The sequence below is a fragment of the Shewanella profunda genome, assembly GCF_023283765.1.
GTDB classification, from domain to species: Bacteria; Pseudomonadota; Gammaproteobacteria; order Enterobacterales; family Shewanellaceae; genus Shewanella; species Shewanella profunda.
Genome location: NZ_JAKILG010000003.1, coordinates 1 through 24426 on the forward strand (window position 1 = coordinate 1; position 24426 = coordinate 24426).

Sequence of the window (24426 nt, forward strand, 5' to 3'; positions counted from 1 at the left end):
AGCGCCAAGCTACTGACAAGGTTGAATATCCAGCAAGACAACTGGCTCAAGCTCACCACAGAGTTTGGCAAGTTGTTTCATGGCCCTGTGGGAACATTGCAAGAACTTACCCATTACTGTGAGCATTTAGAGAAGCGACGACGGCACTTTGCGTCTTGCTGCCAGCACCTCAAAGCAGGCTGACTTCAAGCTTATTCATCGGCTTTCCCTTTCTACACAGCCAACCAGACAATGGGTTGGGTGACTCTTGCTAAAAATAACCATTTTTCAGTTAAATAGCACTATTTAGCTCATAATTATCCATTTGAACCCTGCCTTGTCGGTTTTTCCGCGACTTAGTGACTTGTCGTTGCTTGAATCTAAACTTCGAGTGCATTATGTTGTTTTAACTTGGGTGGCTAGATTTATTCAGGGTGGCTAGATTTATTCAACTTGGGTGGCTAGATTTATTCACACTGGGACGGGCTAAAGCCGTCCCTTAACCAAACGTCTATACATGAGAGGGAGCTCCGATGAGCCTGAAAAGTCACTTTGAATTGCTAGCCACCTACAATCAGTGGATGAACTCGAAGATTTATGAGGCCGCAGGACATCTCTCTGAAACAGATTTGGCGAAAGACCGTGGGGCCTTTTTTGGTTCGATCCTCGGAACCTTGAATCACATCCTTGTTGGCGATACCATCTGGCTCAAACGTTTTGCTACCCATCCGTCTTGCTTGAACTCGTTGCGAGAAGTCACTGAGCTTCAAAATCCGACGAGCCTAGATCAGATCGTTATTGACGATCTGCGTAGCCTATTTGAGCGCCGGATCTGGTTGGATAGCAAGATTATCGACTGGATAGCCGGGTTATCCGAAAGTGATCTGAATTTTGTGCTCAGCTACAACAACACCAAATGGGTTGCTGCCAACAAACGATATTCGAGTCTGGTTCTTCATTTCTTTAACCATCAGACTCACCATCGAGGGCAAATTTCTACGTTGCTAACGCAGGCGGGTGTGGATCTTGGAGTTACTGACCTATTGGCTCAGATTCCGGAGGAAGCTCATGTATAACCAGCCCAGTCACGGAGACGGCTACTCCATTGCGGTTTCGCCTACATTCCGTAGCCGCGCCTATGACGCGGGCGTTATGTGACAGATATGAAATTCGAACACAAGAAAGTAGAACCAAGCAACAGTGATTTTCAGTCACTTGTTGCTGAATTGAACTCATCACTTAGCCAGATCACTAATGATTCTGGCGAAAGCTCGTTTTCATCTGATGCTTTTGATTCATCGAAAGATGGTTGCATCGTGGTGTATCTAAACAAAATCGCTGTAGCGTGTGGGGTATTTAGGTACCAACAAAGTGAAGTCTGTGAACTAAAGCGAATGTACTCAAACAAACCTGGTGCTGGGTCTTATTTGCTCGAACAACTCGAATGTTATGCGGTTGAAAAAGGTTATAAAAAAGCCGTTCTATCTACACGTAGAGTTAACTTAAAAGCGGTGAACTTCTATCAACGTAACTCTTATTCAGAGTCGGGTGCATATGGGAAATACGTTGGTGTAAAACGGTCAATTTGCCTATCAAAGGCGCTAGTCACATAACAATAACAAATAAGGATAGGCCGCGAACAAAAAACAGGACAGTCACATCTTTCTCGGTTTTAACTTGGGTGGCCGGATTTACTCTGGTGGCCGGATTTACTCCCGGATTTACTCTTATGTCAGCAAAGCATACGTGAGCACCTCAAGCAGGCAAGAACCATTGCAGCCGTACGCGATCTTGTGATGAAGTCAAGTTCTACAACCGCAATTGCCTCAGGCACCAAAATGGACGACAACAATGATGGCATCCCCAGTGAAAGACAGTGGTGTAATTAACTGTTAAAGGGTCTGAGGAAAGTTTACTCAGACCCTAATAAGTACTCGGTTAAAGCGGTGACCAAATAGAGTTGACCGTTGAATGAGTCTATTTCGGAGGAAGATAGTTACACTGGCTTACAACACACACCATATCTTAAGTTCGCTCTGCGATGGAGTTCATAGACTTCACAACCTAACAATGGCTCAGTTCTATTAAGAACTGCGCCAAAACGCTCAAAGTAGTCTTCATTAACTTGTTTTGCACTGATAAGTGGTACTTCAATATTGACATCTACACGACCTTTACGTATCAACGCTGGGTCAAGATTATCAAGATGATTTGTGGTCATTATTACAAGGCAGTCATCAAGAGGAATGATTCCGTCTAACGCGTTTAGAACGCCACCTAAAGTGAGTGGTGGGTTATCTACATTGCTTTCAGCAGTACGTGATACCGTAGCCTTGACACAGTCACAGTCCTCTATTAACAACATAGCTCCGGGCGGTACCTTTCTAATAGCCTTATGAATAGTGGCATCATTTACAGTCGATAGATTCAATATGTATAGATCGCGATGATACTCAACAGCTAAGGCTCTCGCTATACCAGTCTTACCTGTACCCGTTTTTCCATGTAACAGTATGGTTAGCTTACTTACAACCGATTTTCCCCTACTTGCGAAGTTATCAACTTCCCTCATCAACTCCTGCTTAAACCCTTCATCTAGCACTAATTCACTAAAACCAGATGATTTCAATGTGCCGTAGCGACACCATTCGGTTTCTTCGAAAATATTAACTTTCGGCTCAGTAGAGATGTCTCCACGAGTATCTTCTAAAAAACTATATAGTTTATCTTTTGCCCACCATGGTGCACTTACAGTAATAGTATCGTATGCCATCGTACTATCGACCTTAGATCGGGTAGCCAACATGAAACAACCAGCGTATTTAAACAGGTGCATACCGTAGCCGATAGACTTAACACTGACACGCCCGTCGTAACTCACACTATAGTCATAGTACACAGCCTCAGAGATAGAGCGTGAAAAAAACGGAATGGTAGTATTACTGATAAAAAAGGACAGTTTATTGAATACCTCTGTGCGCGCCTGATGGCTATCGTCTATAGTGAGCCGCACAAACAGCAGGCTACTGAGCCAACTTAACAGCTTCGCGGGGACATCTTTTAGCATGTAGCCTACGAGTCCAATTAACGTAAATGTTAATACTCCAACAATGACAGCCGTCAACAAAGGATCACCATTGGTGAGCGCCTTTATTTGTAGTAATACCTCGTTCATTTACTCACCTTTACTATAAATGCCTCATGGACATATTCGAGAATACTATCAACCGAGTCGAGGATACTACCAAAGCATCCTCAGTATGTGCGCTATCGCACGTGGTTAAAGCGACTTGATAAAGCAGCCTGACGAGTCCCCTATTTATCATTAACTATTGCCTTAGGCTGCAGCGATATTCTAGGAAATCAGGCTTTTAACATAAAAAAATTTAAGCGTTCACTAAAGTGCGTAGGTAAATATCAGGGATGGCGCCGCTCATCAAAGAGCAGGACGGGGCGACCCTGCATCCACAGACTGACTTGAACAACATTCGTATTTAACTGCCAGTTCGCCATATATGGCTCTCGTTCATAAGCTTAGAAACCCTCGATTTCTATTCACCGAGTCGGTGAGCGAATGCCATAACAAGTCTGTATCTGTAGATAACATAACCCGTACAAATCAAATCTCTTAAATATCGTTATGCTAAAGTTTAAATAAGAAAGCCGCCGATGAAGGCGGCTTTTGTGTTTCGATTGTCCCGTAACCTTTGCGTTTTCTAGGTTACTTTACATCATGACTTTCATTCGTGGTTCTAGAGCAAATACACGTTCAAGCTGCAGGCACCGTGGGCGCCGACGACGAGAGCTTGTTCGATATCGGCGGTTTTTGATGGACCCGCGATAAACACCCCAAACTCACCTGAGGCTAACGTGATTTCTTTAGCTGCCTGATGTAGGGTCGGCACAATCTTATTCGTTGGCAGGGCTAAGATAAGGTTTTCACAGATAAAAGGTGTCACTCTGTGGCCTAGATTCTTATTGTTAACCCAAATGGCACCGTTTTCGGCAACGCCAATTTCGCCTGGGATAATTGCATAATCTATATTTTTGAGCTCGTGGGCTGTGGGTGGCATTTCACGGTTTGCCGTGACACCCTCTACAAGGGAGATGACCTGCAAACCTTGGGCGAGAAGTTCATCCACTTTGGCTTGCAGGGCTTTGATGCCACCTTCTTTATGTAGTGTGCCCGCTACAGTATTGAGGTTAGTCTCAAACTGGCCGACGAGGTTTTCGAGCCTTGGCGCCACTTCTATGCTCGGCATTGGGTGATTCATTAGGGCCGACAGTTTGAGCGCATTGAGAATTTCAAGTTTACTAGACATCTTATAGGCTCCTGTGTTTCTTAAACCAAGCTTCGAAGCTGGAATTGGGGGCGACTGGGAGTTCACGGTATTTACCCCATGCGCCGCTAAATGGCTTGAGTAGGCTACCAGGTAGAATGCGCAGTGCCGTTCTTGCCATGCTCATCGAGCAATTCAGCATGGTTTCACTTGCCATAAATTTACCCACTAATGGCATATAACTGTTTTTGCCATAAGGTAATTTTCCGGCTTCGGCCTTAAGGCGTCTGTGGTGGAAAATAATCTTATCGAGCGGTACTTTGGTCGGGCAGATATAAGTACAGCTGCCGCAGAGGGTACAGGCCCAAGCAATTGAGTTAGTGTCATCCAATTTAGCGCCGACGGCGATGCCGATAGGGCCTGGGATAGTGTAGTTGTAGCTATAACCGCCTGAACGACGATACACAGGGCAGGTATTGAGACAGCCACCACAACGAATACACTTCAATGATTCTGCGAGGATTTTATCCTTGAGCATCTCAGTGCGGCCATTGTCGACGATAATAATGTGCATCTCACCTTCGGGTTGTGGGCCACGGTAAAAGGCGCTGTAGGTGGTGACAGGTTGGCCGGTGGCATTGCGCGCCAGTGTTCGCAGTAAAACGGCGGCACTGTCTACATCGGGCACAAGCTTGTCGATGCCCATTGAGTGTAACTGCAACTTAGGCAGGTTGGCACCCATATCGGCGTTACCTTCGTTAGTGCAGACGACCACAGTACCACTATCGGCAATCGCCATGTTCACGCCTGTCATCGCGGCATCGGCGCTAAGGAATTGTTCACGCAGGTGGGCACGGGCGGCGCGGGTTAAATACAAGGGATCGGATCCCCCCGCTTTAGTGCTGAGTTTCTCATGGAAGAGGTCGCCGACTTCTTCTTTTTTCATATGGATAGCGGGCACCACAATATGTGATGGTGGCATTTTGGCTAGCTGAATAATGCGCTCACCTAAATCGGTGTCTATGACCTCAATACCCTGTTTTTCGAGGTAGGGATTAAGGTGACATTCCTCGGTCAGCATAGACTTAGACTTGACCAATTTTTTGACTTTATGGCGGGATAGAATGTCATGGACGATGCGATTGTGCTCGGCACCATCTCTGGCCCAGTGTACTTTTATACCGTTGGCGATACAGTTTTGTTCAAAAGTTTCAAGGTATTGGGCAAGATGGGTTAAGGTGTGCAGCTTAATTTCTGAGCCAAGCTGACGCAGTTGTTCCCATTCTGGGATGCTACCCGCGGCGCGGTCGCGTTTTTCTCTGAGCATCCACAGGGCTTTAGAATGCCAGTCGACACGAGCTTCATCGCGACAAAATATATCTGCTTTGTGGGCATGCACTTGGGAGCCATGAGCCCCGTGATTATGATTGTAAGCCATGGTGAGTCTCCTAGAGCGCGGCGTTAAGCACTTGCGCAATATGACGAATTTCAATCGGCAATTGCTGTCTGCGGATCATGCCATCTAAGTGCAATAGGCATGAGGGATCGAAACCCACCACATACTCAGCACCCGTTGCGGCATGGGCTTGAGCTTTATCTTTACCCATCTTAGCCGATACTGCACCTTCATCAACGGCGAAAGTACCACCAAAGCCACAGCATTCATCGCGACGATCAGGATAAACAATGTCTATGCCTGGGATATTGGCTAATACGGCTTCGACCTTATTGAATCTTGGACCCATTTCCTCACTCGGGGTAGCAAGGCTCAACATCCGGATGCCATGGCAGCTAAGTTGTAGGCTGATTTTGTGTGCGAAGCGCTTGGTAAAGGCGGGGATCGGCGCAATATCGTGTAAAAACTCGGTGAGTTCATAGAGTTTATCGATGACGGCTTTTGCTTCAGGGCTTTTATCAAATTCGTGGAAGTTTTCTTTGGCGGCCACTAAACAAGAGGCTGCGGGACAAACAATAGCGTCGCATTCTACGCCCTTAAAGGCATTGAGTAGTTTAAGGGTGGTACTGCGTGCTTCGTCGAAGCAACCCGAGTTTGTCATTGGTTGACCACAGCAAGTTTGACCCGCGGGTAGAATCACTTGGTGTCCGAGTTTTTCTAATAATTCCAAAGTAGCAATCGCTACATCAGGCATCATTTGATTGACCAGACACGGGATGAAAAGTGCGATTTTCATTGTGTTTTCTCTTTCTTGTTAGTGAACGACATTGCCTTGCACTGCGACCCCAAAGTCCATACAAATGCTAAGGTAGTTGATTAAATATAGGCCTATATTGGCAGAATGAGTAGTCCTAATTTAGAAAATGATCTAGTTGATTTTCTCAAAAATGAAAATGTTGTATCTAGTTGATTTTTATTGTTTTAAATGGGGTTTTGCTGGCAATGTTTTTAGTAAAAAACAACCAGTTTAATGATAAATGAGAATAGCTTAATTATGTAAATAAACGGGGCTAAAAATCGCCCCGTTTCTGACTAACTGACTCGCTATTTATCGGCTACACTCTTCGAGCAGATAGGCTAAATGGCGGTAAGAAATGCCACTGTGCTGAGTCAAACCAACCTCACACATACGGTTGGCGTAATAGCCTTCTTTTATATCAACTGGAATAAGCTTTTTGATATTACGCAGTGCACTCGCATTGATTTCAGGTTTATATAACCCTTTTTCACCCGCGTAACCGCAGCATTCAATTCCCGCAGGTTTTAACACTTGAGCCGAACAGGCATTGGCAATAGCTTGCATCTTAGGTTCAAGTTTCATCTTGCGAGCGCTACAGCCTAAGTGCAATGCAACATTGACTTTTTTGCTGATGTTGAGCTTGTCGAGCAGGTTGTCATGCATGAACTCGACGAGGTCGATAATTTGCACTTTAGGATTACCTGTTAAGGTTCTGTAAGTACAACTTAATGCATCGACGAGCACAGGCAGTTTGCCGCCATTGGTCATCTTGCTGACCGCATCAATAAGTTCCTGACGTTTGGCATCGGCATTTTTAAAGTCACCCTTAGATTCCCACATTTGCCCACAACATAAGTCACGAGTCTTTTCTGGGGTGATCACATTGTAACCTGCGCGTTCTAGCAGAGTGACAACCACTTCTGGCAGAGTACGGTTATCGGGATCTTTTGGAGTAGGACCAAAGGTTCTACCACCACAAGCAGGGAAATAAACCACTGTTTCTTGGCCGGCTTTAGCTGGAGAAGGTTTTGGCAGTTTGCCACCTTTGGGGAAATCAGGATTCCAGTAAGGCACTTCTTTTGAAATTAAACGACCGGTTTTCATCAAAGCGTTGGTGATGCCATCGCCGGTGATCTTGTGGATCACACCTAGCATGTCAAAACCTGTGCTGATCACTTGGTTAACTGCACCAAAGTGTTTAGCTTGGAAATCTAATACTTTTTGCTCTGTGGTGGTGATATAAGGCGTACGTAATTTACGCACTAGTTGACCCATACTGTTGTCTACAGGACAGGCAATAGTACAAAGTTGACAGGCCGCACAGGTATCAATCACATCATACTTCGCGGCGGCGCGCATTTCGGCTGCAGCAGCTTTATCACCGGACTGCTCTAAACGCTCAATTTCACGCAGGGTTGCAATACGCTGACGTGGTGAGAAGTTAAGGGCCGATGTTGGGCAGGTTTTTTCACAGAAACCACATTCGATACATTTATCGACAAAATCATCGACCACAGGGCATGGTTTGATGTTTTTAACGTGGACATTACTATCCTCGTTAAGGATCACGCCTGGGTTTAGAATACCTTGTGGATCAAATATTTGTTTGATGCTCTTCATCAAAGTGTAGGCATCTTGTCCCCATTCTTTTTCGACGAACGGTGCGACAGCGCGGCCAGTGCCATGCTCGGCTTTCATTGAACCGTCGTACTTGTTAATCACCATGTCGGCAATATCATCCATAAATGCATGGAAACGATCGATATCGGCCTGAGTCGAGAAGGTGGGGGTAATGATAAAGTGGAAGTTACCCGCCAGAGCATGGCCATAAATACAGCCTTCTGGGTAACCATGTTTATGGAAAAGCTCAGTGATATCGTGTGCCGCCGCCGCAAGGTGCTCTAGTTCAAAGGCCACGTCTTCGATGATAACGGAGGTTCCCTTTGGACGTTCACCACCCACAATGGGGAATAACCCTTTGCGCATTGCCCAATATTTGTCATAAACAGCAGGATTAGTACTAAATTCCATTGGGCGAATAAAGTCAAAGCCTGCAAGTTTAGCGGTAACATCTAGGGTGTAATTTTCTAAAGTTTGGGCATCATCAGCGCGGGATTCAATGAGTAGAATGGCTGATAGGGCAGGTAGTTCAGATAACCAATCTGGCATGCCAGGCTTGCCCGTTACCGCTTTAATTGATGGCCAATCGAGAAGTTCTGCCGCAGAAACACTTTCACCGTTTATCAGTGGGATAGCTCGTGCTGCATCTTCCATATTGTGGAATACGGCCATGGCCGAAGCTTTAAATTTAGCTTCATTAACTGTGTGGTAAGTGACTTCGTCAATAAAGGCTAAGGTGCCTTCCATCCCCACCATCAGGTGGTTAATGATGTCAAATGGGTCGGTAAAATCGAGTAACGAATTGATACCGTAGCCGGTGGTATTTTTAATGGAATACTTTTTACGGATTCGGTCCGCCAACACTGTGTTATGGCGAGTCATGTGCGACAGCTCTGTCAGCGCTTCCAGTATTTTTCCGTGGGATTTTACAAATTCTGCTTTTGATTTTGCACTGCCAGTATCGAGTTCAGTGCCATCTGCAAACAGGAGTTTCGCAGAAGCGATAGTTTGGTAACTGTTTTGCGCAGTACCACAGCACATTCCCGAAGCATTGTTCGCCACAATACCACCAATTTTGGCGGAGCCGATGGTGGCGGGATCGGGACCAATTTTGCGGTTAAGCGGCGCGAGTACGGCGTTGGCGTCGGAACCAATGACAGCAGCACCTAAGGTGATCTGTTTGGCATCGCTACTGACTTCAATTTTTCTAAAGCCATCATGGCCAAGGATCAATAGAATACCTTCACCTATAGCTTGGCCAGATAAACTGGTACCTGCAGCCCTAAATGTAACAGGTGCATTATGCTTACGGGCAACGGCTAATGTGAGTTTTACCTGTTCTAGGGTTTCTGCATGGACAACGACTTCAGGAACGATCCTGAAGTAGCTTGCATCGGTAGACCAGGCAAAACGGCGGACGGGATCATCCGTCACGGGATGATCACCTAATTGCGTTCTTAGATCATCGATGACCAGTTTATAGTTAATCGACATAGCATCACTCTCTTTATTAATAGATTAAAGCCGAAGTCACTGAGAGTGACTTCGGGCATTCAATTAAATAAAACGGCTTAGAATCCACCCCACAGGGTAGCTATTGTGCCCGCCAGTAAGGCATAACCAATGGCAACAGGCATTGTTTTACGTATAATTTCTGATTCTCTACCTGCCATACCTACTACGGTTGCTGCGGCTACCACGTTCATTACGCACATCATGTTACCGGCGTTTGCACCGATACCTTGTAGTGCCAATACCAGTGTGTGGTTCATGCCAACATTGTCGGCCACACTGTATTGTAGACTGGAGAACATCATGTTCGAGAAAGTGGCTGAACCCGATAAGAAGGCACCAAAAATCCCCACGATAGGCGCCATCCACGCCCACACAGCACCCATGGAACCTGCCAACATATCAGCTAAAGCGACAGGCATTGAGGCAAGACCAGCACCATTAGCACCTGAGTTTAAGAAGATCTTCACCATAGGCACTGATGCACCTAATGAAATAATGGTTGGTAACATGGACTTGCATGAAACACCGACTGTTTGCTGAATCGCAGGGCTTTTCATTTTGAACAGGAAGAAACCTAGAATACACACGGCAACAAAGAAGGCACCTGGTGCATATAGCGTCGCGAAGCTGGCCTTAAGTTCAGTGCCCATTAGGCCTGTCCAGCTAATGTTAAAGCTTGATAACCATGCTTTAAGCGGCATAACTGTACGGGATAACACCAACAGCGCAGCCATGATGATATAAGGAGTCCAAGCGGCAATTTGTGAAAACTTGGCTTTCGCTTCTATCTTCACACCTTCTTGGCTGTCATTCTCTGCGAAATCATTCCAAGGCGTTTTAGGCAGTAAGTAGCCTTTACGCGCAACGGGGATCACTAAGGCCATACCGATTAATGCACCGATAACTGCTGGGAATTCAGGGCCTGCAAGGTAGTTGATGATCCAAGCAGGAACTGTAAAGGCAAGACCTGCGAAAATCGCAAATTTCCAAATTGCTAAGCCTTCCTTAAAGGATTTATTGCGACCAAAGAATCCCGTTAGCATGGTCACCATTACTAGAGGAATTAATGAACCAGTGATTAAGTCGATAGTGATCATATGCATTACGATATATCGAGCGTAACCGGCATAGGTACCGCCATGGGCAGCAAACTGCTCCGCAGCCATGCTTACGCCACCTTGGATCAGACCCTGTTCCATCCCAAAGAGTACTGGTAGACCAATAGCACCGAAGGATACGCAGGCCGAGTCGGCAATCAAAGCAACGACCGCTGCGGCAATGGGTGGTACGCCAAGCAATACTAGCAGTGGTGCGCCAATTGCTGCGGGAGTACCAAAACCAGCACTACCTTCAATAAAGGCACCAAATAACCAACAGATGATGATGACTTGCACACGGGCATCGGCACTGATGTTAGTAAAACCAGCGCGGATAGTGTCCATGGCACCTGAGTATTTCAGGGTATTGAGTAGGAACACGGCACCAAAAATGATGGTTAATGGTGTGATGGCGGAGAGCAGTCCTTCGAGGACCGATGCCGCCAGTAATGTCGTATCCATCTGCCAAATAAACACGGCGGCGAGCGCTGTGACTACCATGGAGATGGGCATAGCCTTAGATGCAGGCATTCTGAGTAATACCAAAAAGAGCATTACACTGAGTACTGGCGTCAAGCTAGCGAGGAGTTGAAGTATTGTCATGCTTGCCTCTTCATAAAGTGGTCTGACTTATTATTTATATTGGGTTCTTGCTTTTGCCTTCATGTCGACTCTCAGACCGATAAATCAGCAGTACTGACTGTCAATTATCATGGTCACGACATTCTGTGGTGTGTACTAGACGCTATTCAGAGCCTGACTAATATGATCTAGATCATCTTGGCTGTTAAATGAAATGCTAATTTACAGGGCTGCGGGGAGCTTCTCTCATGGGATTATTCTATCTGTGATCTTGATCACTTAGTTTATAGGGTGTATATCAAATTTGATTATAGATGTTTAATTTAATGATGAGTTTGGTTATTAAAAATAGAATTATTACTCAGTTTGGCGGTCAATATTGCAATTAACTGATCCATTTATTTCATTAATGACTACTATACGGATTTTTTAGACATTTTTAAGATGTGATTAAGGTCGCATGCACGGATGAGGTCGGATTGTTGTGTTTACATCATGAAATTATAATTCATTGTAAATGTTAGTTATTACTGGTTTTTGAGGGGGTTTTAATTAGTGATTAAGATCACGTTTTAAATAGTGGGTAAATTTTGTGTGACGAATATCACTTAATGAATTATGTTTTAATTTGAAAGTTAATAACAGTTAATAAAGTTAATTTCACTTAATTTGAGCGAACAATCACTATTATTAAATAGTACCGTTTCTATATAACTAAAATAGTGAAGCTAAAAAATGAAGAGCATCTAGCAAGTTAAATAAAAATATTCAGAGAACAGTACTAAAAAAGTGCGCTGAGATTAATCAACAAATGGGAAAAATTCTGTTTTAACTTTTATCAAACTGGTTAGTCGCTATTTTTGCAGCGTTAAAATAACTTGCTGCCCCAACCTAATTTAGTTCTCAAAACGTGGAAATAATTATGGCCTTTGGGATGAATAAGCCGTAAACGTTCAGAGCTGCGACGTACAATAATCTCATCACCGGGTAATACGGCCAAATGCACATGGCCATCACAACTCACTTCAAGATTTTCACCATTTTCAGGGGAAACGACCATCTTAATCGTGCTACAGGCATCAACGACAATTGGTCTACAGGACAGGGTATGGGGAAACATAGGCACTAAAATCAATGCCTGTAAATTAGGGGTGAGAATAGCACCACCAGCGGAGAGGGCGTAGGCAGTTGAGCCTGTTGGCGTTGATACTATCATGCCATCGGCACGCTGGCTGTACATGAATTGATTATCAATATAGACTTCAAATTCAATCATATGAGCGATTTTACCCGGATGTAATACCGCTTCGTTCACCGCTGTATTACTCGCCTTAAGCATTCCGTGGCGATAAACTTCGGCCTCGAGTAAGAATCTGTGCTCCGTTTCGAAATGGCCGTCGAGTACTTTAGCGAGCGCTTCTTCGAAGGCATCTGGCGGTAAATCAGTTAAAAAACCTAAATTGCCACGGTTTACACCGATAACACCCACATCAAAACGTGCTAACACCCGGGCAGCGCCCAACATATTACCATCGCCACCGACCACTATGGCTAAGTCACAACGAGCCCCAATTTCCAATAAATCGACAGCTTCAATACTGGTGCCTAATTCGGTGGAAACACGCTCTTCTGCTAAGACTTCATAGCCTTGCATCGTCAGCCAATGGTGTAGGCGTTTTAAGGTTTGATTTGTCCCTAGGTGATGCGGTTTGCCAATAAGGCCAATGGTATGAAACTTTGTGGTCATATTTGTGCTAGATCTGGCCTTAGGCCTTGAAACGTCAAAATTGATCCCCATAATATGCCCAGAGTATTCAGAAACAAAGCATTTTTAGCTGGAGTGAAAATGAGCAACGAATCGATTAAAGCAGAACAGGATCTGATCCAAGAGGGTGTAGAGTCTGAAATCTCTACCGAAGAAGCGAGTCTCGTCGATGAGCTTACCCAAGCCAATTTCCGTATTGAAGAGCTGGAACAGTTACTCACTGAAGCTTTGGCGAAAGTTGAAGAACAGAAGGATTCAGTCATTCGCGCCGCAGCAGAGGTGGATAACATTCGTCGTCGTGCCGCCATGGATGTGGAAAAAGCCAATAAATTTGCGTTGGAAAAGTTCGCCAATGAATTATTGCCAGTGCTTGATAATATGGAGCGCGCTCTGATGGGGACAAACCCAGAAGATGAAGCGACTAAGGCGATATATCAAGGTGTTGAGTTAACTCAAAAAAGCTTACTTACAGCAGTGGCTAAATTTGGTGTGAAGCAAATTGATCCACAAGGTCAGTCATTTAACCCTGATCAACATCAAGCCATTGGTATGCAGCCCAGTGCGGATTTCCCTGCAAATACTGTGATGTTAGTGATGCAAAAGGGTTATGAGCTAAATAGCCGTTTACTGCGCCCAGCGATGGTGATGGTATCACAGGGCGGCCCTAGCCAAGAAAGTGCGACGATTGATATCGAAGCTTAAGTTGATATTGAAGTAGGCAATTCTATTCGGAAGGCTTACAGAAGCAACAAAACGAAAAAGGACTGCAATAGCAGTCCTTTTTTATGGGCGAAACACTTATCTCAATTGGGTTCAGTTCTGGCTATTGTGCTAAATAAGCATTGATCTGAGCCAAAATACCTTCAGGATCCAGTTGCAAGTCGTGGATGACTTCCTCAGGTGAACCGTGCTTAATAAACTCATCGGGTAGGCCGATTTGCAGCACCGGCTTTGGCATTTTGAGTTTTTGTAGTAATTCAAGCACCCCAGAACCCGCGCCGCCCATAATGGCATTTTCTTCTACTGTCACAAGTACATCGTGGGTTTGCGCCATTTCTTTTACCAGCTCAACATCGAGCGGTTTTACAAAGCGCATATCGGCAACGGTGGCATCTAAGCTCTCCGCCGCAGCTAAAGCTGATGCTAGGGTTGTACCAAAGTTTAACAGGGCAATACGCTTACCTACACGTTTTATCACACCTTTACCTATTGGTAGCGCTGTCATGGTTTCCACTTGAGTGGCACCCGTTGCACTACCCCTTGGATAACGCACTGCACTTGGGCCTGCATTGTAGCAATAGCCCGTATAGAGCATTTGGCGACATTCGTTTTCGTCCGAAGGCGCCATAATCACCATATTAGGGACACAACGCATAAAGCTTAAATCAAATGCCCCTTGGTGAGTAGGGCCATCTGCACCGACAATTCCACCACGATCAATGGCAAACAATACGGGTAATTGTTGCAATGCCACATCGTGAATAAGTTGATCATAGGCGCGTTGCAGGAAGGTTGAATAAATCGCAACAACGGGCTTATAGCCCTCACAGGCAAAGCCTGCACCTAAGGTTACTGCATGCTGCTCAGCAATTGCCGCATCAAAATACTGCTTAGGGAAGCGCTGGGAAAACTCTACCATCCCCGAGCCTTCACGCATCGCAGGAGTAATGCCTAACACTTTTTCGTCTTGCTCGGCAATATCGCATAACCACTTACCGAAAACCTCTGAAAACGTAGGTAAACCAGGATTCGTGGTGGGTTTTTTAAATTGTGCTGGATCGAATTTAGGCACGGCATGCCAGCCAATAGGATCTTTTTCGGCGGGTTCGTAACCACGACCTTTCTTGGTCATGATGTGAAGTACCTGCGGGCCTTTGAGATTACGCATGTTGCGCATAGTTTCGACCAGAGCATCCACATCATGGCCATCGATAGGGCCTATGTAGTTGAAACCGAGCTCTTCAAATAAAGTGCCTGGAACAACCATGCCTTTAAGGTGTTCTTCGGTACGCTTAGCCATTTCTTTGATAACAGGCATACCTTTGAGCACTTTCTTGCCGCCTTCGCGCAGCGTGGTATAGAAACGGCCTGACATCAGTTGCGCTAAATGATTATTTAAGGCACCGACATTTTCAGAGATCGACATTTCGTTGTCATTAAGCACAACTAGCATGTCATTGTGCAGATCACCTGCGTGGTTCATGGCTTCAAACACCATACCGCCAGTCATTGCGCCATCACCGATCACGGCCACGACTTTACGGCCAGCCTGTTCTTTTTCGGCGGCAACGGCCATGGCGAGGGCTGCACTTATTGAAGTGCCAGAGTGGCCAACACTGAAAGTGTCGTATTCACTTTCCTCACGCCAAGGAAAAGGATGTAAGCCATTCTTTTGCCTGATGGTGTGCATTTTATCCCGACGTCCAGTCAGGATTTTATGGGGATAAGCCTGATGTCCCACATCCCAGATCAGTCGATCGAATGGGGTGTTGTAGACATAGTGCAAGGCTACGGTAAGTTCTACTGTGCCAAGCCCAGAGGCGAAATGTCCGCTGGACATGCCAACAGACTTAAGAAGAAACTCCCTTAATTCATCGGCCACTTGCGGTAAAAGGGCCTGAGGAAGCTGGCGGAGCTCATTGGGGGTATTGGCCTGTGCCAACACGGGAAACTGAGAAATGTCCAAACTCATAGCGAGATACTTCGTCTCTTATTATATTCTTCGCTCAATGATGTAGCGGGCGAAGTCTGCAATTAACTGGCTATTGTATGGCAATTTAGCCAGCGCTGATAGTGCCTCTTGGATTAGTTGCGCTGCTGTGTCTTTCGCTCCCTGTAGTCCAAGCAGTTGTGGGAAAGTGCTTTTATTTGATTCTGCGTCCGAACCTTGTGGTTTACCCAGTTCTTCAGTTGTGGCGATAATATCCAGAATATCGTCTTGTACTTGGAAGGCAAGCCCTACGGCATGGGCAAATTCCATCATACTTGCATATTGATCTTGTGGTGCTTTAGCGGCGATAAGAGCTAACTCAACGGCGCAACTAATAAGGGCGCCAGTTTTCATATTATGCAATTGGGTTAACGCTTTTATATCAATATGTTTGTCAGTTGAAGCTAAATCTATCGCTTGGCCGCCACACATGCCACGGTAGCCTGAGGCTTTTGCCAGTGCCCTGACCATAGCGATATGCTGCTCGCTGCTTATCCCCGGAACGGCTTCTGTCACAATCTCAAAGGCTAAGGTTTGCAGTGCATCCCCTGCGAGTATGGCGGTTGCTTCATCAAAAGCAATATGCACAGTGGGTTTACCGCGACGAAGATTGTCATCGTCCATGGCGGGCAAATCATCATGGATTAAAGAATAGGCATGAATACACTCAATGGCAGCTGCACAGGCATCTAATTTTTCCAGTGTAACACCAAACATTTGTCCAACACTGTACACAAGGAATGGACGAATACGTTTACCGCCGAGTAAGGCGCCATATTGCATTGCAGCTTTTAATTGGGGAGCTGTTTCTTCAAGCGTATTAAAACGCTGTTTTAATTGGGTATCAACGCGCAGTTGATACTCTTGAATTGTACTGACTAACACGCTTATTCACCCTCAACGGCATAGGGAGATAGGGGCGCATTTTCATCTTGTTTCAGTAAAATGGCCACTTTTTGTTGGGCTTGTTCGAGTTTAGCTTGGCTATTGCGAACAAGAATAATGCCACGTTCAAATTGTTTTAACGCGTCATCAAGAGAGACGTCACCTTGTTCTAACTCGGACACTATTCGTTCGAGTTCACCAAGAGATTCTTCAAAACTGAGATTTTCGGGTTTCTTCGCCACGTCTATGCTTCCTTTGGTTTAGCGGACACAAGGTATATCAGGGCGGCTCAAGGGTCAAATTCCAACGATGGATATTTGCTCAATAGCACGCTTTGTTGCTGAATTTTTTTCAGAAAATATAAATTGCCGCTAAACTTGCTTAGTGCTTGTCCGATAACTGACAATAGGACCAAGAGTATTGTGGTCATGTTATAACATAACCGATAAGGCTCAAGTGATGATGAAAGTGTTATGTCTTTGGGGTAACGCGAGTATAACTTTACGAATAGAGTCAGTATGATGTCGTTTATAACGAATATTGAGGAGCCGTTGTGGATTTAGCTACATTAATAGGACTTGTTGGGGGCTTTGGTTTTATCCTTTGGGCGATGGCTACCAGTGGCGGCCTGATGATTTTCATTGATGTGCCTTCGATTTTTATTGTATTTGGTGGGTCCTTCTTCGTCGTGATGATGAAGTTCAATTTAAAACAATTCTTCAGTGCAGTGAAAATTGCCGTAAAAGCTTTTATGTTTAAGATTGATAAACCTGAAGAGTTAATTGAGCAATCCGTCACTATGGCTGATGCCGCTCGCAAAGGGGGATTCCTCGCACTGGAAGAGGCTCAAATTACCAATAGTTTTATGCAAAAAGCCGTGGATATGTTAGTGGACGGTCACGATGGTGAGGTGGTGCGCGCAGCCCTTGAAAAGGATATAGCCTTAACCGAAGAGCGTCATCGTAATGGTATTGCCATTTTCAGAGCCTTTGGTGACGTTGGTCCTGCAATGGGGATGATTGGTACTTTGGTTGGTCTCGTCGCAATGCTTTCCAATATGTCGGATCCTAAATCGATTGGCCCCGCTATGGCGGTCGCTCTTTTAACCACCTTATACGGCGCTATGATGGCTAACATGGCTGCTATTCCTATCGCCGACAAACTTACCCTACGTATGGGTGAAGAAATGCTCAACCGTAACTTAATTATGGATGCGGTATTGGCGATTCAAGATGGTCAAAATCCCCGCGTAATTGAAGGTTTTTTAAAGAATTATCTCGCTGAAAAACAGCGAAAAATCGATACAACGGACGGAGAGTAGCTCATGGCGAAGCACAGGTGTCCACCACCAGGCTCTCCGCTCTGGTTGGCAACATTTGCTGACTTGATGTCCCTATTGATGTGCTTCTTCGTGTTGTTGTTATCGTTTTCCGAAATGGATGTGTTGAAGTTTAAGCAGATAGCAGGATCAATGAAGTATGCCTTTGGTGTGCAAAATAAGGTTGAAGTCAAAGATATCCCGAAGGGAACTTCTGTCATTGCCTTAGAATTTAGACCAGGCCGGCCTGATCCTACGCCGATTGAAATCATCAACCAGCAAACAAATGAAATGACTGAACCTGTGTTGGATTATCAAGCGGGCGAAGATGATAGTGCTGGCGGCGTTCAACAGCAAAGTGGTTCTCAGCGTGGCGGTGAAGCCAGCGCGACGGCACAAGAAGTTGCCGATGCCGTTAAAGCCGAGGCTGCAGCGGCGCAAGATAAGATCAATCAGCAAGTGAAGAAGATGGCGCAGGAGCTCAATAAAGAGATCACCGATGGTGCGATTGAGATTGAGTCTCTGGGGCAGCAAATCATTATTCGTATTCGTGAAAAGGGTTCTTTTGCTTCAGGTTCAGGATTCCTCCAGCCTCGATTTAAACCTGTGGTGCGCTCCGTGGGTGAGCTCTTAAAAGATGTACCGGGGATCATTACTGTTGCAGGTTACACCGATGACATGCAGATAAGTGATGAGCTCTATAGCTCTAATTGGGATTTATCCAGTAAACGTGCCGTAGCCGTGGCCCACGAGTTAGTTCAAGTGAAAGGTTTTGACCCTAAACGAATGAAGGTCGTTGGTATGGCCTCTAATAATCCGATAGTGGCTAATGATTCACCTGAAAATCGTGCCCGTAATCGCCGAGTTGAAATTGCGATTGAACAAGGTAAGGCAAAAGAGTCAGAAGAAATACAACTCAAAAATTCACCTTAAAATAGGGCGATTGAGCAAAAGCCGCGTTGACTCCGCGGCTTTTTTTATGCACGAATTTTGGTTTATCTCGGTTGTCACCGTTCGAGCATTTGACGATATAGGTGTGATTGGATTGATTGAAATAGGTGCGCCAATCGCGGTGGGTTTGTTATAATCGCCCGATTATTCTTTTAACCAATTTTGCTGTTTTCAAAATTGTCCGCGGAAGTCCCATGAAGTTTATTGTAAAGCTGTATCCCGAAATCATGATGAAGAGCAAGCCTGTGCGCATGCGCTTCACCAAAATGCTCGAAACTAATATCCGTAATGTGCTTAAAAAAGTTGACGAGGATGCAAAGGTGCAGCGTCAATGGGATCGTATTATGGTGATGGTGCCAAAGAATAAGCCTGAATTGGCACAGGCCTTTGGTGAGCGTCTTGCGTGTATTCCTGGCATCGCCCACGTAGTACAGGTTGATGAGTATAGCTTTGAGTCCGTGGATGATATTTATCAGCAAGCCTTACCTGTTTACCGCGATCAAATTGCTGGTAAAACCTTCTGTGTACGGGTTAAGCGTACTGGCGATCACGACTTTAACTCCATTGATGTGGAGCGTTATGTTGGTGGTGGCTTAAATCAGTTTACCGATGCTATTGGGGTGCGTTTAAAGAATCCTGATGTCACCGTTAATCTGGAAATTGACCGCGACAAACTTTACATGGTAACTAAGCGCATCGAAGGCTTAGGTGGTTTCCCTATGGCGACGCAAGAAGATGTGTTGTCATTAATTTCAGGCGGTTTTGACTCCGGTGTATCCAGTTATCAGTTCATCAAAAAGGGTGCCCGCACCCATTATTGTTTCTTCAATTTAGGCGGTGCACAGCACGAAATTGGTGTGAAACAAGTGGCTTATCACCTTTGGAAAACCTATGGTGAATCTCATAAAGTTAAATTTGTATCAGTCCCCTTTGAGCCTGTGGTTGCTGAAATCCTAGAACGAATTGATAACGGCCAAATGGGCGTTGTGCTTAAGCGGATGATGATGCGTACTGCGGCCAGAATTGCCGAACGTCTGGGCATTCAAGCCCTAGTGACGGGGGAAAGTTTAGGCCAAGTATCGAGTCAAACCTTAACCAACTTGAACGTCATCGACCGTTGTACTGAGCTGTTGATCTTACGTCCATTAATCGCTATGGATAAACAGGATATTATCAACGAGAGTCGCAAAATCGGTACCGAAGATTTTGCTAAATCTATGCCAGAGTACTGCGGTGTTATCTCACAAAAACCCACCGTCAAGGCTGTATTAGCTAAGGTTGAAGCGGAAGAGAAGAAGTTCTCCGAGGATTTGATCGATCAAATTATTGCACAGGCTGTTACTATTGATATTAGGGAGATTGCAGAGCAGATGAATACTCGAATTACCGAGACTGAAACTGTTGTCGCCATTGATACCAATGAAGTGGTGATTGATATCCGTGCACCGGAAGAAGAGGAACATAAACCTCTTGATATTGAAGGTATTGAGGTAAAGCGCATCCCATTCTTCAAATTAGCGACCCAGTTTGCCGATCTCGACAAGCAAAAGACTTATTTGTTGTATTGTGAGCGAGGCGTAATGAGTAAGCTGCAGGCGCTGTATTTAATTGAACAGGGCTACACTAACGTGAAAGTGTATCGCCCATAAATAAGGTCCATAAAAAAGCCGCATTTTGATGCGGCTTTTCTCTTGGTTCCCTCAATTGATAGATAAATCGAGTGGAATGGAATAATTATTTTGCTTTAACAACTTGTTGTGCTGGTGTCGCTTCTTTCTCATCGGCAATGAGTAGAGTGGCTTCTTCTAAAGCTTCTTGGTGCATTATTTCCATTGCTGTAGTCAAGTCTGCACTGATACTTGCTTGTAGATCTGCGGTATCGATGACGATTTCGTCGACAAGCACATTGGCACTCACATGCGCACTGAGTGTTGAAACTAACACAAACGCAAACACAGATTTTAAATTGAACATAGTCGCCTCCGGGCTGACAAAGTAACGCTGTCAGACATTCCCATCATCGTTTTCGAGATTGTCCAACTTAGGTGTTTCATTGGCGCAGAATTTAACCAAAATCACTGGCCTTTACAAACGATTAAATGTAACAATACGGATTAGAAAAACTAATTAAAAATTGAGATAGAGATCACTATGTCAAGACGATTACCACCGCTTAATGCGGTTAAAGCATTTGAAGCCGCCGCACGGCACTTGAGCTTTACTCGTGCCGCTGAAGAATTGTTTGTTACTCAGGCTGCGGTGAGCCATCAAATAAAGGCATTAGAGGACTTTCTCGGATTAAAATTATTTCGCCGAAAGAACCGCTCTTTGCTGTTAACTGAAGAAGGGCAGAGTTACTTCCTCGATATTAAAGATATCTTTATCCAACTTGCTGATGCGACCGATAGATTACTCGCTCGTAGTGCGATTGGTTCTTTAACCGTGAGTATGTCGCCAAGTTTTGCCATCCAATGGTTAGTACCACGGCTCGCGAAGTTCAGTGAGAAAAATCCTGAGATTGATGTACGTATTAAAGCTGTCGATAGCGAGGCCAGCTCCTTAACGGACGACGTAGATGTCGCTATTTATTACGGTCTCGGCAATTGGCCCGGTCTGCGTGCCGATAAGCTGAGGAATGAAGTGTTAATTCCGGTGTGCTCCCCCCTGTTACTCAATGGCCCTAAACCCTTATCTCAGCCTAGTGATTTGAAGTATCACACGCTATTACACGATATGAGCCGCCACGATTGGCAGGCATGGTTTAGACAATGTGGGATTACCGATATTAATGTGAACCAAGGACCCATTTTTAGTCATTCATCCTTGGTATTGCAGGCGGCGGCACACGGTCAGGGAGTTGCGCTGGGTTATAGCGTGCTCGCCCGCCCAGATATCAAAGCAGGACGCCTCGTGTGTCCGTTCCAAGAAGTACTGGTGAGTAAAGATGCTTACTACTTAGTCTGCCAACAAAATCATGCTGAGCTGGGTAAAGTGGTGGCATTTCGCGAGTGGATGTTAGATATGTTTGCCGAGGAGTCACGCAGTGAGCTGTTGCCCGGATAATCCGGTTTACGTGTTAGAGGGTGAACCTTCGGCTACTTTGATTTTATTTGCCCATGGTGCGGGAGCTAACATGGATTCTGATTTTATGCAGGCCATGTCGGCTGGGTTAGTTGCTAAGGGCTTTCAAGTGATGCGCTTTAACTTTCCCTATATGCAGGCTAATGTCGTAGATGGCAAACGGCGTCCACCGGACCGCGGGCCTAAATTGCTCGCTTGTTTTACACAGATGCTCGATATTGCCCATTCACAACCTCAAGTTGAACGTGTGGTGCTGATGGGGAAATCCATGGGTGGGCGTATGGCTGCGTTATTAGCCTGCGAACCTGAACAGGCGGCGCGGATCGATAGGGTGATTTGTTTAGGCTATCCCTTTATTCCTCTCAAAGGGGGAGAGCCTAGATTGGAACCTTTGAACGAATGTCGGGTCCCAGTGTTGGTGTTGCAGGGCGATCGAGATAAGTTTGGTGGCAAAGAGCAGGTCGCCACTTGGCCGTTGAAAGAAGAGATCGAATTAGCATGGTTAACCGACGGGGATCATAGTTTTGTCCCTCGGAAGTCGTCAGGCACCACCGAAGCGGCTAATCTTAAATTTGCCATTGATTTATCAACCGATTTTATTGGCTAACTCTATTTTAGTGACTGAGTTTTGAGACTCATGCTGAAGTAAGTTTTATGTCAAATACTGAGGTATTGATGAAAAGTTAAGCCAATTCCAGTAGGAGAATGAAATGCGTAAAGGTTTATTACTACTCGCTGCAGTAAGTGGATTTTTAGCGGTTGCCCTGGGCGCTTTTGGTGCCCATGGTTTAAAGGCGGTTGCTCCACCTGAATTGATCGAAGTATTTAACTTAGGTGTGCAATACCATTTCTACCATACCTTTGCCTTAATCATGGTTGCCTTCTCGGGCCAATGGTTAACCTCGCGTTTACTGGACTGGGCGGCATATCTCTTTGTCGCAGGAATAATGCTGTTTTCTGGCTCGTTATATGGGTTGGCATTGTTTGGGACTAAATGGTTAGGTCCTATTACTCCGATGGGTGGTGGTTGTTTCTTACTCGGCTGGTTATTATTTGCAGCCGCGGTATGGCGTCACAAAGTTATCGACGGTAACGAGTCTTAAGCTCAATCATGAGTGTGAGTTAACAGGCTTAGGGAGCACCTAAGCCTTTTTGTTTTCCAAATCGCAATTCGAGTTGGTATCGTCGGCAAATAGGGCATTTGCAGACTTAAATTGTTATACTGGCGCCCAAATTGATAGTCAGCCAGTTAATTGGCTTGGATTTCTCAGGGATCTCCATGAAAAACCTATTTTTATTTTGCCGCGCAGGCTTTGAAAAAGAATGTGCAGCAGAAATTCAGCAGCGAGCTGGTGAGCTTAATGTCGGTGGCTTTGTTAAAGCTAACAATAACGACGCTTATGTTGTTTACCAATGTTTTGAAGACGACGCTGCGGATATTTTAGCAAAACAGTTACCACTGGATTCACTTATCTTTGCCCGCCAAATGTTTGCATCAAGTGAATTGCTTGTCGACTTACCTGAAAATGATCGCATTAGTCCGATCGTGGCTGCACTCAGTGACGTCCACAAAGCCGGTGAAGTGCGAGTTGAAACGCCTGACACTAACGAAGCCAAAGAATTATCGGCTTTTTGCCGTAAGTTTACAGTGCCTTTACGTCAGCATTTGAAAAAATCGGGCAGCTTGCTCGCCCAGGAAAACCCGAAACGCCCGATTATCCACGTGTGCTTTGTGGGACCGGGTCGTGCCTATGTGGGTTATTCCTACAGTAATAACAGTTCTCCCTATTTTATGGGGATCCCACGTCTTAAAATGGCGGCGGATGCACCGAGTCGTTCTAGCCTAAAACTCGATGAAGCCTTTGGGCAGTTTGTGCCGAAGGAAGAGCAGGAAGATCGTATCCGCAGTGGCATGAATGCGGTGGATTTAGGCGCTTGTCCGGGTGGCTGGACCTACCAACTGGTTCGCCGTGGTATGTTTGTGTCGGCGGTTGATAATGGCCCTATGGATGAGAAACTCATGGAAACGGGCCAAGTGAAACATTACCGTGAAGACGGTTTCCGTTTCGAGCCGCAGCGTAAAAATATCTATTGGCTAGTGTGTGACATGGTTGAAAAACCAGCGCGCGTAGCGGAGCTGATTGAAGCTTGGGCGATTAACGGTTGGTTTAAGGAAGCGATTTTTAACCTTAAATTACCGATGAAGAGTCGCTACAAAGAAGTCACTGCGATCCTTGAAACCATGCAGACCATTTTAAAAGAGAATGGGGTGACTGATTTTAAAGTACAGTGTAAGCATCTTTATCACGACCGTGATGAAGTGACAGTGCATTTATGGCTGCGTCCAAATACTGCGTGGAATTGATCCGCTAGTGTGAGCTAACACCGCTATTTATTCAAAATAACAAAAAGCCCCAAAGGAAACGTTGGGGCTTTTTCGTGTTTAAT

At 45.3% G+C, this 24426-nt stretch carries 21 protein-coding genes and 1 pseudogene; 11 read left to right on the plus strand and 11 right to left on the minus strand.

What is annotated here, in order from left to right; all coding sequences use genetic code 11:
• The 3 genes and pseudogenes from L2744_RS02050 to L2744_RS02060 all read left to right on the plus strand — a co-directional run.
• Window positions 1-183, plus strand: a pseudogene (locus L2744_RS02050) (transposase); the annotation flags it as partial.
• A gap of 329 nt (window positions 184-512) precedes the next feature.
• A complete protein-coding gene (locus L2744_RS02055) occupies window positions 513-1055 on the plus strand; it encodes a DinB family protein (protein ID WP_248990491.1) in 543 nt (180 codons plus the stop codon).
• A gap of 87 nt (window positions 1056-1142) precedes the next feature.
• A complete protein-coding gene (locus L2744_RS02060; RefSeq protein ID WP_248990492.1) occupies window positions 1143-1592 on the plus strand; it encodes a GNAT family N-acetyltransferase in 450 nt (149 codons plus the stop codon).
• 383 nt (window positions 1593-1975) lie between these two features.
• Here L2744_RS02060 and L2744_RS02070 read toward each other — a convergent pair whose 3' ends face one another.
• The 7 genes from L2744_RS02070 to nadK all read right to left on the minus strand — a co-directional run bounded on the left by L2744_RS02070 (window position 1976) and on the right by nadK (window position 13015).
• The gene (locus tag L2744_RS02070) at window positions 1976-3154 is read right to left on the minus strand and encodes an AAA family ATPase (protein ID WP_248990493.1); all 1179 of its coding nucleotides are present in this window, start codon (window positions 3152-3154) and stop codon (window positions 1976-1978) included.
• 577 nt (window positions 3155-3731) lie between these two features.
• Window positions 3732-4301 (minus strand): LutC/YkgG family protein, encoded by a 570-nt coding sequence (locus L2744_RS02075; protein WP_248990494.1) that lies wholly within the window; start codon window positions 4299-4301, stop codon window positions 3732-3734.
• Between the two features lies 1 nt (window position 4302).
• Window positions 4303-5697 carry a lactate utilization protein B gene (locus tag L2744_RS02080; protein ID WP_248990495.1) on the minus strand — a complete coding sequence of 465 codons (1395 nt, stop codon included), beginning with the start codon at window positions 5695-5697 and terminating at the stop codon, window positions 4303-4305.
• Window positions 5698-5707: 10 nt separating this feature from the next.
• Window positions 5708-6451: a (Fe-S)-binding protein gene (locus L2744_RS02085; RefSeq protein ID WP_248990496.1), complete on the minus strand. Its 744-nt coding sequence runs from the start codon at window positions 6449-6451 to the stop codon at window positions 5708-5710.
• 312 nt (window positions 6452-6763) lie between these two features.
• A complete protein-coding gene (locus L2744_RS02090) occupies window positions 6764-9568 on the minus strand; it encodes an FAD-binding and (Fe-S)-binding domain-containing protein (RefSeq protein ID WP_248990497.1) in 2805 nt (934 codons plus the stop codon).
• A 77-nt stretch (window positions 9569-9645) separates the two neighbouring features.
• A complete protein-coding gene (locus L2744_RS02095; RefSeq protein ID WP_248990498.1) occupies window positions 9646-11289 on the minus strand; it encodes an L-lactate permease in 1644 nt (547 codons plus the stop codon).
• Between the two features lie 847 nt (window positions 11290-12136).
• Window positions 12137-13015 carry an NAD(+) kinase gene (gene nadK / locus L2744_RS02100; protein ID WP_248990499.1) on the minus strand — a complete coding sequence of 293 codons (879 nt, stop codon included), beginning with the start codon at window positions 13013-13015 and terminating at the stop codon, window positions 12137-12139.
• Window positions 13016-13114: 99 nt separating this feature from the next.
• Here nadK and grpE point away from each other — a divergent pair, with 99 nt between their 5' ends.
• Complete coding sequence (gene grpE / locus L2744_RS02105; RefSeq protein ID WP_248990500.1) at window positions 13115-13735, plus strand: nucleotide exchange factor GrpE; 621 nt, start codon at window positions 13115-13117, stop codon at window positions 13733-13735.
• A 121-nt stretch (window positions 13736-13856) separates the two neighbouring features.
• Here the strand turns inward: grpE and dxs are convergent, their stop codons facing one another.
• Genes dxs through xseB form a run of 3 tightly spaced genes read right to left on the minus strand, consistent with a single transcriptional unit; the run spans window position 13857 to window position 16870 of the window.
• A complete protein-coding gene (gene dxs / locus L2744_RS02110; RefSeq protein WP_248990501.1) occupies window positions 13857-15725 on the minus strand; it encodes a 1-deoxy-D-xylulose-5-phosphate synthase in 1869 nt (622 codons plus the stop codon).
• 21 nt (window positions 15726-15746) lie between these two features.
• Window positions 15747-16628: a (2E,6E)-farnesyl diphosphate synthase gene (gene ispA / locus L2744_RS02115; RefSeq protein ID WP_248990502.1), complete on the minus strand. Its 882-nt coding sequence runs from the start codon at window positions 16626-16628 to the stop codon at window positions 15747-15749.
• Between the two features lie 2 nt (window positions 16629-16630).
• A complete protein-coding gene (gene xseB, locus L2744_RS02120; RefSeq protein WP_248990503.1) occupies window positions 16631-16870 on the minus strand; it encodes an exodeoxyribonuclease VII small subunit in 240 nt (79 codons plus the stop codon).
• Window positions 16871-17181: 311 nt separating this feature from the next.
• Here xseB and pomA point away from each other — a divergent pair, with 311 nt between their 5' ends.
• From pomA to thiI, 3 genes are all read left to right on the plus strand, one after another.
• Window positions 17182-17949, plus strand: a complete 768-nt coding sequence (gene pomA / locus L2744_RS02125) for a flagellar motor protein PomA (protein ID WP_248990504.1) — start codon at window positions 17182-17184, stop codon at window positions 17947-17949.
• Window positions 17950-17952: 3 nt separating this feature from the next.
• Window positions 17953-18879 carry a flagellar motor protein MotB gene (locus L2744_RS02130; RefSeq protein WP_248990505.1) on the plus strand — a complete coding sequence of 309 codons (927 nt, stop codon included), beginning with the start codon at window positions 17953-17955 and terminating at the stop codon, window positions 18877-18879.
• A 212-nt stretch (window positions 18880-19091) separates the two neighbouring features.
• A complete protein-coding gene (gene thiI / locus L2744_RS02135; protein WP_248990506.1) occupies window positions 19092-20546 on the plus strand; it encodes a tRNA uracil 4-sulfurtransferase ThiI in 1455 nt (484 codons plus the stop codon).
• A gap of 85 nt (window positions 20547-20631) precedes the next feature.
• Here thiI and L2744_RS02140 read toward each other — a convergent pair whose 3' ends face one another.
• On the minus strand, window positions 20632-20871 hold the full coding sequence (locus tag L2744_RS02140) for a hypothetical protein (RefSeq protein ID WP_248990507.1): 240 nt from the start codon (window positions 20869-20871) through the stop codon (window positions 20632-20634).
• 177 nt (window positions 20872-21048) lie between these two features.
• Between L2744_RS02140 and L2744_RS02145 the strand changes: the two genes are divergently transcribed.
• The 4 genes from L2744_RS02145 to rlmM all read left to right on the plus strand — a co-directional run bounded on the left by L2744_RS02145 (window position 21049) and on the right by rlmM (window position 24343).
• Complete coding sequence (locus tag L2744_RS02145) at window positions 21049-21960, plus strand: transcriptional regulator GcvA (protein WP_248990508.1); 912 nt, start codon at window positions 21049-21051, stop codon at window positions 21958-21960.
• Complete coding sequence (locus L2744_RS02150) at window positions 21941-22585, plus strand: alpha/beta family hydrolase (RefSeq protein ID WP_248990509.1); 645 nt, start codon at window positions 21941-21943, stop codon at window positions 22583-22585. The genes L2744_RS02145 and L2744_RS02150 overlap by 20 nt, the downstream gene beginning before the upstream one ends.
• Window positions 22586-22688: 103 nt before the next feature.
• Entirely contained in the window at window positions 22689-23081 is a 393-nt protein-coding gene (locus tag L2744_RS02155; protein ID WP_248990510.1) for a DUF423 domain-containing protein, read from the plus strand.
• Window positions 23082-23257: 176 nt separating this feature from the next.
• Entirely contained in the window at window positions 23258-24343 is a 1086-nt protein-coding gene (rlmM, locus tag L2744_RS02160) for a 23S rRNA (cytidine(2498)-2'-O)-methyltransferase RlmM (protein ID WP_248990511.1), read from the plus strand.
• The last annotated feature ends 83 nt before the right edge of the window (window positions 24344-24426 follow it).